This is a genomic window from Oceanispirochaeta sp. M1 (assembly GCF_003346715.1).
Taxonomy (GTDB): Bacteria; Spirochaetota; Spirochaetia; order DSM-2461; family DSM-2461; genus Oceanispirochaeta.
This window is the reverse complement of the sequence record NZ_QQPQ01000018.1, coordinates 39,868-54,306: the sequence shown is the minus strand read 5'-3', so window position 1 is coordinate 54,306 and position 14,439 is coordinate 39,868. Positions and strand designations below refer to the sequence as shown.

The window sequence follows — 14,439 nt, the reverse complement described above, 5'->3', positions numbered from 1 at the left end:
TTTACATCTCTTCAACAAGCTGAATCTTATATCCGTTGGGGTCAAGAACAAAAAAGAATCTAATATTCGGATTGGGCTGAAAAGGTCCTGAGTGAATATCTATTTCTTTTTCTTTCAGAAACTCCATAAACTTATCAGTTGATTCAATTTTGAAGCCCATGGATAAGGAATCTCCAGTTTTGATATCCTTTACTTTCTCATTATAGATTAGTTCGAGTTCTGTCTCTCCATCAGCTAAAAAAGCGAATTCCATCCCCGGAGCAGGACTGAACTTTCTTTTTAATGTTAATCCCAGAATATTCTGATAAAAATCCAGGGATCTTTCCATCTCTTTTACGCTGAGTGTTGTCCATAAGTATTTCATTTTATTACTCCATTTTTACCATAATAGCAGATATTCAATTCTATATGGTATTGCTTTTGCCAGGCATTGCAGCCAATGCTTTTAAAATTTCATCCTGAGCCTTCTGGGCCATCTCTTTCCTGTTCCCTGATTCGACTGTATTCTCCAGATAATGGACCCGGGCAGTAAACCAGGGCATCATCAAAACTCTGCATACATGGACTAAAAAGGGGGTCCAGTCTCCCCAGGCTATTATACGGGATGCTCTGGGCCAGCCCCGGCAGCTCTCATACTCCAATGCGGCACAGTAAACCGGTTTTTTGAGCCTCACAGCGGCTTCAAAGAGTGAAGATTTAAAGGGAAGGCTTTTCTCTGTCTCACCGTCTATGGTGGTCGCTTCGGGGAAGAATATGACAGATTCTCCCTGTGCCATTTTCTCTTCCACCCCTTCAATAATGGGTTTAATATCCCTGACGGATTCTCTATCAATATAGATATTCCCAAGTGATCTGATCAGAAATCCTATGATTGGCCAGCTGGATGAGTCCTTTGTTACGATGAATGTCACAGCTCTGTCGTTAAGGTAGATAAAGGCATCCATCCAGGAGCGGTGATCGGAAACCATCAGAGATCCTGCCGGTGGAATCGTACCATTCTTCTTCACTCTGGCTCCGACAAATAGTGTGCAGAAACTGCCTGAAAAATGGTGTAGAAACTTTCTGCTTCTTTTCAATTCCAGTCCTGTTGTCTTCGTTATAAGACCGAGAATCACTAGAACTGATGCCATCAGGATGAGAAAGAGGAGTAAGAGGGGTAAACGGATAAGAAGAAGGGGCGGGCCGGCAATCCAGAAGTAGAAGGGTAGCTTAATGGGGTATCTTTCCGGATAGGTCGGCGGCATTATCTATTCTCCAGCTGATATAATTATCTATGAACACGATACAATATACAAATCGTAGTTCAGTGACAATCCTTTTTCACTCAGCAGAGAGATCATATTCCATAAGTTTTTCAATACCGGGAATAATGGATTTCACATATTCCCTGATATCCTTTATTTCATCTTTTGGAAAGCGGAAACCTATGGCTCCCGGGTGGCCGCCACCATTTTCAATGTTGAATTCTTTCAGTATAAGTCTGAGATCAAGATCCTTATAGGACTGACTCCGTCGTATTCGGAATTGAATCAGATCAGAATCTTTCTGGTCATCGTAATAGGCCACAAGGCTGAGCAGACGGCTGTGTTCGGCTAGAGAGTCTGCAGTATAACGGGCAACGGTCACAATGGTTTCATGATCGTATAGCTCTCTCATCTCCTCTATCACATCCTGAGGAATTATTACCGTACCGATTTTCGGCGATATCTCAGCCATCTGCTTCATCATCAGTCTGAAGCAGGCATCCTCCTGGCGGGAGAGTTGCTGCAGTCCGTCGAAGACCTCGTCCATAGAGGAAAAATTACTGGAGTTTTTACGGGTTATATTTGAAAGGATTTCACTGAACATGGTGCTGAAAAGCTCATAGAACCAGCGCTCTCTCCGGGTTTTCAGGTATTTGCCCATCTTGGAATCACCTATGATTCCTGTGAGTACCGCCAGTACGAAGTTCCGGGAAAAGAGTTCCTGAATATTATATTTGTCTATCAGGTCTTCCCTGTTTTTAAGTTTGAAGGCAAGCATTCCTACCAGTTCGCTGGCCGATGAGGCTTCATCCACCAGACAATATCCCTTGTCACCGCTGCATTCACTGTCCGCTTCCAGATGATGATCAATTTCTATTTTTAGAATCTTCTGATCTTTAAATATTTTTTCACGTTCAGGGAATTTCTCCTTCATTACCGGTTTGGGAGTATCCATCACGAATACCGTGGTAATCTTATGGGGAATTTTCTCAGTGTTATAGAGTATCTGGATGGCATTGTAGCGACATATATTCAGGAGGTACTGAAAGTTCTCATTTATCTTCTTAGGGATCATTATGTATGCGATCTTTGAAAATTTATTCAGCAGAAGAGCCATGGCAATCATGGATGAGATACAGTCTTCATCAGGGTTCTGATGTCCCATAACAAGAAATGAATCCCTCTGATCGATGGCCTCGAGTATATTGCTGATGATCTGGTTCCGTTTCTTAATGCTGAAAATCCAGGATTTAGTCAGTGTCCTGCCCTCCTGGTTTTTCCAGAGTCTTGCTGTATTCCGGCCCTCTTCCTTTGCTTCATAGAGTGCTTTATCCGCAAAGCTTTTCAGTTCGTCAGCAGTCTCCCCATGACAGGGGTAGCATGATATCCCTATACTCGCGCTGACATTTTTCAGTTCTCCATTCATCTTTTTCAGCAGAGTGATTTTTCTCAGTTCCTTATTCAGTTCAGAACAGAGCTCAAGAGCTTTATGTCCGTCGGTTCCGGGAAGAATAAATGTGAATTCGTCTCCACCGTAACGGGCCAGAATGTCATCTTCCCTGAATAGCTTTCTAAAGACCCTGATAACCTCCAGAAGAACTTTGTCTCCCAGTTCCTGGCCGTAGAGATTATTCAATGTTCCGAAGTGATCCAGGTCTATCATTATGACAGACAGAATATCTTCTGCGGCTTCGGCCTCGGTAATTCTCTCAACCAGGGCTTCATCAAGGAAACGTCTGTTGTAGAGACCTGTAAAGTCATCTGTTATGGCCCTGACTCTGGCCTGTTCACCCCATGTAACCATGTCGGAGAGAAAGGCCCCCGTATTTTTCAGCCGTAAAGTAGTGGTGTTAAGCATAGGATGCATGATGGCTATTCCGGCTTTGGGATTGTCTTCGATAAATTGGTAAAAGTCATCGGCCTTCAGGCTGAGTACTGTTGTATCTGCTTTGGGAGTACAGGTTGCAGATCTGGGGGATCTGTCGAATATGGACATCTCTCCAAGAAAGTTGCCTTCGGGTATCTCTGCAATCTCAATAAGCTCGTCTTCTGCTGTGTTTACCAGGATTGCCACTGAGCCTGACAGGACGATATACATGATATCCCCGTTGTCTCCTTCATTGAAGATCGGCTCTCCTGAGATGTATTTTTCTTCATTCATATGGGAGTAGAGATTAAGCAGGTCTTTTTCAGACAGGGTAGACAGGATTTTAATTGATCTAAGAACTTCAACAGCCGTTTTACTCATTCTGCTCCATCTTCGGGAAAGAGTATGCAGTTCCCTCCACGATTTCGTCCGATCAATGGGAGTTCGTGGGTTTTAAATACAAGCTCTTCGGGATCTGTATAATGATCGGGAAACAGGGCTATACCGACACTGGCACTCAGTTTAAACTTCTTTCCTTTTGTCACTTCGCTTATATCCAGGCCTTTAAGAAAATTCTGTACTCCCTTTGCCGCATTATAGGCCTCATCCCTATCAACATCAGGAAGCATGACGGCCATGGCGTTTCCCTTATAGCGTACAGTACGCTTGTCGTCTCCCGTATAGTCTCTCAGCTTCCTCGCCATTAATTTAATAACGATATCACCGGCTTCATGACCGTATTCGTCATTCAGTTCCTTGAAATTATCCGGTTTGGAGATGATCAGGGCAAAGGATAATCCTATGGATATATTCTTTCTGACTCGTTCAAGCAGGTATGTATCGTTGTAAATTCCCGTAAGTTTGTCTCTGTATACCTGCTTTTTCAGTTCTTGTATGATTGGGGAATTTTCTTTTACAAGGGCATTAGCGCTGCGGATGCGGCTGGATATACCTGCAAGCAGTTTATGCAGAATACGAGCGGATATCTCGGGATGATTGTTCAGTATGTCGGCAAAGGAGGTGCCGGATTTCGGGAAGATAAGGAGTTCCGTATTCCCTGTCGCATGGGCGGATACTCCTCTGTCGCTTTCGGTAAACATATCAATTTCACCAAAGCAGTTACCGTCAATGAAGCGGGCAATATCGATAACAGGTCCGTAGGGTTCCTGTTTGGATATCAGTACCTCTCCCGATCTGACTATATACAGAGCATCTCCGGGCTCATCGATTTTAAAGACAGAATCTCCTTTCCTGTAAGTTCTAAACTCGCTGTGGTCGGCAATGACCTCAAGTTCATGATCCAGAAGGGAAGAGAACATATCCGTTTTTTTGAGAAGCTCAGATTTTAGCGGCAGCAGTTTATCAGCCATGTCTACCGTTTTTAATCTCCTTCAATAATGATTGTGCGTACAATTATATTTCTTTTAGTCATAAAAAGAAAGGAAAGTATTAAAGATCATCAATCTCTTATAATTTAACTCTGCTGCACAATACAGTACTACCTATTTTTGATCAATTTCAGGATTACCAGTCAATCTCCATAACTGCTTTGAGGATCTCAATTTTTTTAAGATTGGTATCATTGGCATTGACGGCAATAACCAGATTTTTTTCCGGTACAAAAGCGAGTATTGCTGCGTAGCCGGGGCCTCCACCGCTATGCCCATACACCCTTGAACCAGTCATTTTCCATACTTTAAGTCCGTATCCAAATTGTTTAATCTTTCTGTACTTTCTCTCAAGCTCGTTTTTTGTAAAGGGGCGCTGCATCTCTTTAAGGAGTTCCTTATTCTCTATCTGCTGACCTTCCAACCCTTCTGCTTCCATGAGAAAATATCCAAATTTTGCCAGATTTTCAGCCGTACCGCTCAATCCGGTTGATGGAGTGTAGTCAGTATAAACAGGTTCAAACCACATCCTGTGATTATCCTTCTCCCGGACAAGCTGCTTTAACAGACCCCTGTCGCCGTAGACCCTCAGTAATACGGTGAAGATATCTATTACAGGTTGTGATCCTGTGGCCGTTCTTTTTTGAAGTTCAGCTGTCCTTACAAAGGAGGTGCTTTCCAGGTTCAGGGGCTTCAGGATATTTTCACTTACATAATTCTCATAACTCATCCCTGTTATTTTTTCGATAATCACACCCAGGACAATATAGCCGGTGTTACTGTAACTGGTATCACTCCCGGGAGTGAAATTTACAACCCTGTAGTCTTCTTTAATCCTGTTTTCAAAAAACTCACTCTGTACAACAGGAGCCTCGGAGGCAAAATGAAGCCATTTCAGGCCCTCGGGGATAATCTCAGGGAGTCCTGATTCATGGTTCAGAAGCTGTTCCACCGTGATTGTTACTGATTCTCCGTCCTTGTTAACTGTGTTGTAAGCCGGGAGATACTTTTTAACAGGATCACCGAGGCTCAGTTTTTCCTCATCAACAAGTTTCAGTACAGCAGTGGATGTAAAAAGCTTTGTGGCCGAATACCAGGGATAGACAGTGGTTGTCCGTGCAGGGATATTCCGTGGAATATCGGCCATCCCGAATGCCTTTTTGTATACCCATTTTCCATCTTTCAATACTGCAATGCTTAGAGAAGGAGGCGTACTGTTTGATGTAATTTCTTCCAGGTAAAGGTCCAGCTCCTGTGTTGTGGATATTTTCCGGGGTGGAGAAGGTTGTGAAGGTTTAAGAATCAGAAGGAGAACTGCTCCCAGAATCAATGTTCCAATAATTATAGCAACGATAATAACTGCTTTTTTCATTTATATATTCCTTGAATAGTCTTTATGACTCTTACTACAAGATCCATGCCAATTCTGTTTCTTTTGCTTTCAGCTGTCTTGAGGCAGATTCCTCGGGATGATTCTGGTTTATTCCGCCATCTTCTGGTGAATGGAAATAGATGATAGACTCCTGTCTATGATGCAGGAAGATGAGAATCAGAAATTCCTTATGGAAATGGCGAATACTAAAATGCCCTTCGGCAAATATGAAGGGCGCTATCTGATAGATCTGCCTGAAGCCTATGTTCTCTGGTTTAAGCAGAAGGGTTTTCCCAAGGGAAAGCTGGGGCTGATGCTGGAATCCGTAATGGAAATCAAGGCGAACGGTCTGGAGTATCTTGTCCGGCCTCTGCGCAAACGGCAATTCTAGAATAGATTATCAGAGTCTTTCAGGGCAACAGGAGGAGAAAGGATCTCCTTCCATATTACGGCTTTTCTCAGGGCTGACTGTTTTTCAATTCTGCCAAATACAGAGTTCTTTTCAGTTCTTAGCTTTTCGGCGGCAGGAATCACAATTTCGGGCTGAATAATCCTGTATTGTTTTACATCATTATTATTGCTGAGAATTCTTTGCGCATAAGATTCGACACTTTGATAAACCGGATCTTCCCGGGGTGGACGATCAGCCTTTTTTTTATCAGCTTTCATAATAAATTTCCTGAACAGCGGGTTAAATACAAAAACCAGCAGCATCAGCAGAGAAAAAATACTGACTATGAGGTCTCCTTTGTCCATTTACTTACTCTCATCCTTATTCATATCGCCTCCGATGCTGTTTCTCATGGAAGTATCCGCCTTGACATTGTTCATTCTGTAATAATCCATGATTCCCAGATTCCCCTTGCGGAATGAGTCGGATATCGCTTTTGGTATCTCCACTTCAGCCAGGACAACCTTGGCTCTGTTTTCCTGAATCTCTGCCATCATTTCCTGTTCTCTTGCCTTTGCTGCGGCACGTCGCTGTTCTGCAACAGCCTGAAAACGTCTCATATCCGCTTCGGCCTGGTCTGCCTGAAGCTTGGCTCCGATATTGGAACCCACATCTATATCTGCAATATCTATGGAAAGAATTTCAAAGGCTGTTCCCGCATCCAGCCCTTTCGCCAGGACTGTTTTTGAGATATTGTCCGGATTCTCCAGCACATCTTTATAGGTCGCAGCGGATCCGATGGTAGTTACAATCCCTTCACCTACACGGGCTATAATTGTCTCTTCTGTAGCTCCCCCGATAAGGCGTTCTATATTGGTACGTACAGTTACACGGGCTTTGGCCATCAGCTGAATCCCATCCTTTGCAACTGCTGATATGGCCTCTTTGCCTTTTTCCGGACTGGGACAGTCGATTACCTTCGGGTTTACACAGGTCTTTACCGCTTCCAGGACATCCCTTCCTGCCAGGTCTATGGCTGCGGCTTTGGAAAAGGAGAGGTCCAAAGTTGCCTTATTGGCTGCGATCAGAGCCTTACTTACACGGATGATATCTCCACCTGCCAGTAGGTGGGTTTCCAATAGATCTGAATCCATATCCAAACCGGCTTTTACCAGCATTATACGGCTGTCTACAACAACTTTTGATTTTACTTTCCTGATCCACATTCCTATGATTCTGCTCATCTTTACAGGAGCTCCTGATATAAGAGCCCGAAACCACAGACCGAAGAACATGATAAAAACCATCAGGATCAGAAGACTGAAAAGTCCAATAACAATATACAGTGCAATAATCATATCAACCTCTTTTGACTACCAGACGCAGTCCCTCTTTACGTACAACAATGATCTGTGAATCTTTTTCTATAAATTCGCCGTCTGTCTGAACAACCAGTACTTTTCCATTAAAATCGGCCTTTCCCACAGGTCTCAGATTGGTCAGTGCTACAGCTCGTGCACCACTGCTGATCTCTTCTTCCTCTGACTCTTCAATCTTTTTCATCGCCGGGCTGGTATTCTTTAATACAAGTCTTCCGAAGAGATGGGAGTGGGGGAGTGTGACCATCAATACCCCGATAAGTATCAGGGACCCTACCAGACTCAGGGATACAAAGAGCAAATTCTTTCTGAACAGATCCCACTGCCATGTAAACTCGGGGATCACAAAATCCTGCCGTGTTAAAACAAGAGCGAGGAGGATCAGAATGATTCCGCTGACTCCTGTAACTCCGAATCCGGGTATTATGAAAACTTCAATAAGAAGAAGAACTACCCCCAGCATAAAAAGGATCAGTTCCAGTGATCCCAGATTCCCGATTAATGTACTTGAGGCAAAGACAATGGCAAAACAGATCAGGGCTATGGTTCCGGGTACACCGAAACCGGGACTCGTTACTTCCATATACAAGGCGACCATTCCCAGCATCACAAGCAGGCTGGCAACGGCTGCACTGCTTAGAAAGGCAATTACCCAGTCGGCATTTGTTTTTTCGAGAATAACCAGAGAGTCATTATCAACAGAAAGGAGTTTATGCAGATCTGCTCTGCCTGAAACGGTTGCCGATGAGACCCCGTACTTCTCCATCTCTCCTGCCGTGAGGGTAAGGAGTTTTCCTACTGCGGAAACAAGCTTTCCCTGAACCGGTGCTACTCCGCTGATTCTTTCAGCTTCTGCTATCTCATCAGGAGTCAGGAGGATCATGCTCTCTCCTGTATCCACTTCATACAGTTCAATATCCGGATCAACCATGGCAAGAGCAATAGATGAGGAGTAGCCGTTCTTCTCGGCAAGGGCCGACATCTGTCCACGGACAGCGCTCACAACCTTTTCTTCGGCCATAACCATACCTTCGGCACTCTGATAAACAGGAGCCGCAGCACCGATCGAGGTCCCCGAGTCCATATAAATGCTGTCACATGAAAAGGATATCAGTGCCCCTGCAGACCAGCTTACACCGGTCCCTCCCGCTCCCGAGGGAATATAGGCTACAGTCTCAGCCCATTGGACGGAACCTATAAGTGATGTAATCTCCAGAGCCGAATCCACTCTTCCCCCAAAAGTGTTTAATTCGAAGATGATAAGAGAGGCTTCTGCAGCCTCTGCCTTCAAAATGCTTCTTTTGAGAAATACGACAAGAAAGGGGCTTATCTCTTCATTGACAGGAATAATAAATACGGGGGCTTCCGAAGACGAAGGCGTTTCTACAGCTGGGACTTGAGAAGAGAGGATGAAAAAAAGTGAAGAAAGGAAAAATAATCTTCTGAACATACAATTCCTCTACTTGATAATTATAATTCACCAGGGTTCTGATGTCAAAAAATGACCCCGAATCAAATCTCATACCAGTTATGCGTGACCCTGATCGGTTCTCAATTTTCTCCTTATCTTCTTCATTTCCCTATGTAGCACTTTCCTGAGCATTTTCTCCTTCGGCGGTGGACCAAGGGGGATGCTTTTACCATTGATATATAGGGCGTCGGTAATTCCTCTTTTCTTAATATCCCCGGGCTCAATATTTTCAAATACTGAATATTCAAGAGGACCTTCATAATCTTTCAGAATCTTTTTGATCCTTTCGTGGCCGATATTTGCCGCGGGACAGACCCCGTTAATATAGGAAATGACTTTGAGTTTCTCATCAGATTCAGGATTCAGATCAGAGGATGCTTTACGCCATACAGGTTTTACAGCATCTTCAGACAAAGGCTTCCACATAAGGAGGGCCATTCCATCTTTGTCTATGGCTCTATATCCCTGCTTTTTATACCAGGATGCCCTCATCCATACGGGGATACTCAATCCCCAGGCAGAAACACCTTTTCCACCGCGACTGAGGATATCTTCTTCCGCCGCTTTAAGCAGGGCCCGGCCTATTCCTTTTTTCCGCCAGTCTCCCACACCCTTTCCCTTATAGGCATGAACCCAGCAGCAGTGAATATGGTAATTCCCAACCCCCTCCACAGCAGTAAATTCTGAAGGAACATACTGGATCATCCCCACGTATTCCCCTTTACCGTTGCGGGCCATCTGAACCCCCAGTCCCCGGTCTTTCATCTTCTCCACCCAACGGCATTTCAGATCTCCGGCTTCTTTCATCTCATGGGACCACTCTTCAAGACAGCTGCAGTAGGGCCCCAGGCTCTCATCATTCAGAGATTCAATTGTAAATAGATCTTCTGTCATGATAATTTCTCCTGTTACAACTAAATATTACGGTCTAATCATCCAGCAGTCGTTTCTCTCCTTCCAGAGCCCTCAGGGGGGCAATATCCTGGCTGACCTCGATGACACCTTTATAAACACCCTCTTCAAAGAGGGGAAAGTAGCGGATATGGATGAATTTTTCTCCCATTCTGATCCAGAACTCAGCAGAATCACGGCGCTGTGCCTTAAAGTCTTCTACAATCTTCTGTACCACATGGACTGAGGAGGGGGGATGGCAGTTCTGAACATCCCTGCCGATGATACCCGGTGAACGGGGGAAGATTCTCTCCCTGCCCTGGCTGTAGTAACGAACCTTGTCATTCTCATCCACATAGGTCATATCCAGAGGAAGATTCTTCAGCAGCAGGTCTATCTGGCCGGGTAAAAGCCGTCCTACTGAGAGATCAATCTCCGGCCCCGCAGTTCCATTTGATCCCCGGGATTCTTCAGAACCTGAAGGCTTTTCAGCCTTTGACTGAGGTAGGGGCACTCCGAAGGAAGTGCCGAACTCTTCAAGTTCTCCCAGCATCTTTATAAACCGCTCTTCCGTCACAGCACGGTAAACAACGGGATAGAGGATAAATTCCTCTCTATAGGATATGGACGACATCTTAAGGAAAATATCTCCAAAGACTTTGTTGAACTCCTTATCAAGGGGGTTTTCCTCACTCTCAAGGCGTTTGATCAGAGACTTCAGTCCATTCATTATCAGATCGTGTAAATGCCACATCAGTTTGCTGCATAGAAACTCATCCATACAGTCTTCCATGGCGGAGAACAGAGGGTATTCTATCTTGCGGTAGTGAGCTGTGATTTCTGCTATTATGTTCAGCTCCAGAAGAAGCTCCTGTCGTCTCTCTTTATCTTTACCATCTTCCGGGTTGGATACTGTCAATTCCTTGAAAAGCTTTGTCAGTCTGCCGCGAAGTTCAGTAAGCTTGTCATTTTCCCTCTGCAGAAGGCTCAGGAAGTGATCTTTTTTAAGTTTCAGAGGAGTCTGTTTGTCAAGACCTTCGGCACATGCTCTGATAAACCGGGCAACGGCAGTCTCAATTTTATTAAAGTCGTCATGCTCTCTTATCAGAAAATCAATTGCCTGATTAACCTGCCAGGGATCTGCGGATTCAATAGAAGGTCTGAATTGTTCATACTGATCTCTGCTTCTGTTTCCACTGTAGAGCCCTTCAAGAAAATCAATCAGAGGATTCTCAGCTTTTATACCTGCACTCATTGTCAGCTCCTTCCTTTTCTGTCATAGCTTTCTGTTTTAAGTATTAATAATATAAGCCCTTAATGCCAGTAAAAGCTTCAGAATGAATATGACTGCCGGAGTACAAGGTAAAATGATCGTTTGCTTTCTCCTCAGGGATGTATCATTATAAAACTAAAGATAGTTAACCATCAAATGAGACAGGAATCCGTAGTTAATGAAAAAGATTTTCAAAGCAATCCTTAAATACATATCATCTCTCAAACTCACTGTAGGGGTAATTATCAGTATTATTGTTGTCAGTATTCCGGCAACACTCATTATGCAGAATCAGAGTCATGATTTTTACCTGCAGCGATTTCCGGGGAATTGGGGACATCTTATTCTGGCCCTGGAGCTGGATCATTTCTTCTCATCTTTTATCTTTCTGGCTCTTATTGGAGTTTTCTGGATCAACCTTTTCAGCTGTACTGTTAAACGTTTCATCAGGCAGGTTAAGAACTTGGGGAAGGGACTATTCGGGCCTGACATTCTCCATATCGGATTACTACTTCTTATTGCTGCCTCTCTGATCAGTTTTATGACAAGACAGGAAGGCTCAATATTTCTGAAAGCAGGAGATTCCATGGTTCTGCCCAGTGGACGCTACATGAATATGGAAGAATTCATATTTGAACAGTATCCTGACGGAAGACCCAAAAGCTGGATCTCCAGAGTTAATATTTCTGAGTCTTCTGATATGACGGGAGAGGCTGCTGAGATTGCTGTAAACAGACCATTGAGGATTGACGGTCTTGTGCTGTATCAGGCCAGTTATCGGCCTTCAGAGATAGTGGGTCAGTATGAGACCGGACTGCTGGTCACATCTGACCCTGGAAGGTTTTATATTCTCGGCTCATTCTTCATCATTATATGCGGACTTATGATGATATTTATTCAGTCCCACCGCAAAAAGGGAGTATCAAATGATTCTTAGCCTCGTGACTTATATATGGGCGGGCCTTTCTGTGCTGCTTCAGGTTATCTCCTTTTTTGCAGATAGTCTTCGTAAAAGACTTCTGGTTCCTGTTTTGAATCTGAGTGCTTCTGTACTGCTTCTGATTGTATTGATTTACCGTTCTGTAAAGATCAATTATGTAGCTCTGACAGGAACTTTTGAATCACTTCTTTTTTATGCTTTCTGTATTTTTCTGATTTCAGGTTTCTACGGCCTGCAGAAGAAGGTGAAGGTTATTCAGGTTATTCAGTTTTTCGCAACTATAACGGCTCTTGCTCTTCTGCTGGTCGCCTCTTCTCCCCTGGTATCAAAGGATTTAAATCCGCCTGTTCCTGCATTGCAGTCAGCCTGGCTTATCCTTCATGTAGCCTTCTCATTTATCGGGGAGGCTTTTTTTGCCTTCTCATTTATTACGGCCCTGATGGCTCTCTTTTCAAAGGATGAGGAGAAGATGAAGGAGTACGATGTTCTGACCTATAGAGCCATCATCGTTGGCTATCCAGTCTTTACAATCGGAGCACTGCTTTTCGGTGCCATCTGGGCAGAAGCTGCCTGGGGAGCATTCTGGACCTGGGACCCTAAAGAGACCTGGGCACTTATCACCTGGCTGTTCTATTCTCTGTATCTGCACTTCAGGCTGTTTGCCAAAAAGGGCGTACGTCTCTGTTCCTGGATAGCTGTTATCGGATTCCTTTCTACTCTTTTTACATTCTTCGGAGTCAATTACCTGTTGAGCGGACTTCACAGCTACCGCTGATTAAAGAGCTCTTTCCTCTTCAGTCTATCGAATAAAAAAGCCCATCGGAGATGGGCTTTTATGATTAAATTTATCCTGAATTAAATATTATAGGCTCTCAGTATTTTCTGTGTGGACTTATGAGCCAGGTCTGTTGCCATGCTCAGGTTGCTGTGGGCCAGCTCGGAGTTATGAAATCCGGTGGAGTTGGCGCTGGCTGTAAAATCCCAATACCACTGGGCTTCTCTCAGGATCGCCTGGGCGTCACTGATTGCCAGGTTGGATAAGCCGTCACTTGCAGCTTTTTCGATGGTCAGGTGAGCCTCTTCAATTGCCAGTCCTGCACGTCTCAGGCTGTCAAATACTGAATCCTGAATATAACGGGCTCTCTGGAGCATCCAATCTTCGGTTTTTCCCTTATGACAGCTCAGGCAGGATGTATCGATTGTTTGAAGAGGACTGGTTATCCAGTGCTGGGTAATGGTTTCACTGCTGCCGTCGGCCGCAGTTACCGCAGTCTCAGGCATATGGCACTCTGCACATGAGAGACCGGCTGCCGCGTGAATCCCGGACTGGAAGGTCTCGTAGTCGGGGTGCTGAGCCTTGACCAGTCTTGTATTAGAAACAGGGTTGGTATAATCGCCTGTAAATCCTGAAGGTTCTTCCTGGTAGTAAGAGTACATCTGCTCAGGAGAGAGTCCCCTGGCCCAGGGAAAGATCACCTTTGTTGTTCCTGGTTCAAAATAATATTCAGAGTGGCACTGGGCGCAGACATAGGTTTTCATATCCTGTTCACTGGCTTCTTCTACGGGTTTACCTCTCATGGCCATGGCTTCAATAAAGGCAGGCTGTATGACTCTCAGATGCCTGGTTTCAGGATCATGACAGCTGAAGCAGTCGATGCCCGAATGTCCGCTCTCTTTAAAATCATACATCTTCATGGATGCATAATCCCAGCCGTATTCATCAAAGATCAGTTCAAGATCTGAAGTCTTACATGTGATACAGGCGCCGGGGCTTTTTTCAGAGGTTCTTGCAGTTTCAAAGATATCTTCCCAGGCATATACGTGTCCCCTGTCTTCTTTATAGTCTTTACTGAAGGCAATGCCCCTGAAGTTTACTTTAATTTCAGGAGTCCATTCCCATCTCTGAATGGGTTTACTCCCGTTATATCCGGTGGGTGAGGATTGTTCTATATGATTTTTATCATTACTTGCTGCCTGCAGAGGAAAGGCTTCCTGCCATTTTACAATGTCTCTGCCCAGTACATCTGCCGATGCTGCGGTGGATTCCAGAGTCTCTGATGACTCCTGATATGCCTGTTCTGGACTAGCAGTTTCGGGTTTACATGCTGTAAGGAATAATAATATAAGTCCTGATAAGAAAAGAAGAAATATCTTTTTCACAGTAAACCTCCGTAATATTTTAATAATAAATCTTATTTCAGCTGCAGTCAAAGTTAATATGCC

At 44.3% G+C, this 14,439-nt stretch carries 14 protein-coding genes; 3 read left to right on the top strand and 11 right to left on the bottom strand.

The window, feature by feature from the left end:
- Position 1: 1 nt before the first annotated feature.
- The 5 genes from DV872_RS14100 to DV872_RS14080 all read right to left on the bottom strand — a co-directional run bounded on the left by DV872_RS14100 (position 2) and on the right by DV872_RS14080 (position 5,871).
- Complete coding sequence (locus DV872_RS14100; protein WP_114630592.1) at positions 2-364, bottom strand: VOC family protein; 363 nt, start codon at positions 362-364, stop codon at positions 2-4.
- A gap of 40 nt (positions 365-404) precedes the next feature.
- Entirely contained in the window at positions 405-1,244 is an 840-nt protein-coding gene (locus tag DV872_RS14095; RefSeq protein WP_114630591.1) for a 1-acyl-sn-glycerol-3-phosphate acyltransferase, read from the bottom strand.
- A gap of 76 nt (positions 1,245-1,320) precedes the next feature.
- On the bottom strand, positions 1,321-3,492 hold the full coding sequence (locus DV872_RS14090) for a diguanylate cyclase (RefSeq protein ID WP_114630590.1): 2,172 nt from the start codon (positions 3,490-3,492) through the stop codon (positions 1,321-1,323).
- Positions 3,489-4,481: a GGDEF domain-containing protein gene (locus tag DV872_RS14085; protein WP_114630589.1), complete on the bottom strand. Its 993-nt coding sequence runs from the start codon at positions 4,479-4,481 to the stop codon at positions 3,489-3,491. Before DV872_RS14085 ends, DV872_RS14090 begins: the two co-directional genes overlap by 4 nt.
- A 154-nt stretch (positions 4,482-4,635) precedes the next feature.
- Positions 4,636-5,871, bottom strand: a complete 1,236-nt coding sequence (locus DV872_RS14080) for a serine hydrolase (RefSeq protein ID WP_114630588.1) — start codon at positions 5,869-5,871, stop codon at positions 4,636-4,638.
- Positions 5,872-6,001: 130 nt separating this feature from the next.
- Between DV872_RS14080 and DV872_RS14075 the strand changes: the two genes are divergently transcribed.
- Positions 6,002-6,262: a DUF3820 family protein gene (locus tag DV872_RS14075; protein ID WP_230391564.1), complete on the top strand. Its 261-nt coding sequence runs from the start codon at positions 6,002-6,004 to the stop codon at positions 6,260-6,262.
- Here the strand turns inward: DV872_RS14075 and DV872_RS14070 are convergent.
- The 5 genes from DV872_RS14070 to DV872_RS14050 form a co-directional block, all read right to left on the bottom strand.
- A complete protein-coding gene (locus DV872_RS14070) occupies positions 6,259-6,540 on the bottom strand; it encodes a hypothetical protein (protein ID WP_147283175.1) in 282 nt (93 codons plus the stop codon). The genes DV872_RS14075 and DV872_RS14070 overlap by 4 nt on opposite strands.
- A gap of 87 nt (positions 6,541-6,627) precedes the next feature.
- Positions 6,628-7,620: a flotillin-like protein FloA gene (gene floA, locus DV872_RS14065; protein ID WP_114630586.1), complete on the bottom strand. Its 993-nt coding sequence runs from the start codon at positions 7,618-7,620 to the stop codon at positions 6,628-6,630.
- A 1-nt stretch (position 7,621) separates the two neighbouring features.
- A complete protein-coding gene (locus DV872_RS14060) occupies positions 7,622-9,091 on the bottom strand; it encodes a nodulation protein NfeD (protein ID WP_114630585.1) in 1,470 nt (489 codons plus the stop codon).
- Between the two features lie 78 nt (positions 9,092-9,169).
- Entirely contained in the window at positions 9,170-10,006 is an 837-nt protein-coding gene (locus tag DV872_RS14055; protein ID WP_114630584.1) for a GNAT family N-acetyltransferase, read from the bottom strand.
- A 34-nt stretch (positions 10,007-10,040) separates the two neighbouring features.
- On the bottom strand, positions 10,041-11,258 hold the full coding sequence (locus DV872_RS14050) for a PAS domain-containing protein (RefSeq protein ID WP_114630583.1): 1,218 nt from the start codon (positions 11,256-11,258) through the stop codon (positions 10,041-10,043).
- A gap of 196 nt (positions 11,259-11,454) precedes the next feature.
- Between DV872_RS14050 and DV872_RS14045 the strand changes: the two genes are divergently transcribed.
- Together DV872_RS14045 and ccsA are read left to right on the top strand one after the other, a co-directional pair.
- Entirely contained in the window at positions 11,455-12,213 is a 759-nt protein-coding gene (locus tag DV872_RS14045) for a cytochrome c biogenesis protein ResB (RefSeq protein ID WP_114630582.1), read from the top strand.
- Complete coding sequence (gene ccsA, locus DV872_RS14040) at positions 12,203-12,991, top strand: cytochrome c biogenesis protein CcsA (protein WP_114630581.1); 789 nt, start codon at positions 12,203-12,205, stop codon at positions 12,989-12,991. Before DV872_RS14045 ends, ccsA begins: the two co-directional genes overlap by 11 nt.
- A gap of 80 nt (positions 12,992-13,071) precedes the next feature.
- Here the strand turns inward: ccsA and DV872_RS14035 are convergent, their stop codons facing one another.
- The gene (locus DV872_RS14035; protein ID WP_158546978.1) at positions 13,072-14,376 is read right to left on the bottom strand and encodes an ammonia-forming cytochrome c nitrite reductase subunit c552; all 1,305 of its coding nucleotides are present in this window, start codon (positions 14,374-14,376) and stop codon (positions 13,072-13,074) included.
- Positions 14,377-14,439 lie beyond the last annotated feature (63 nt).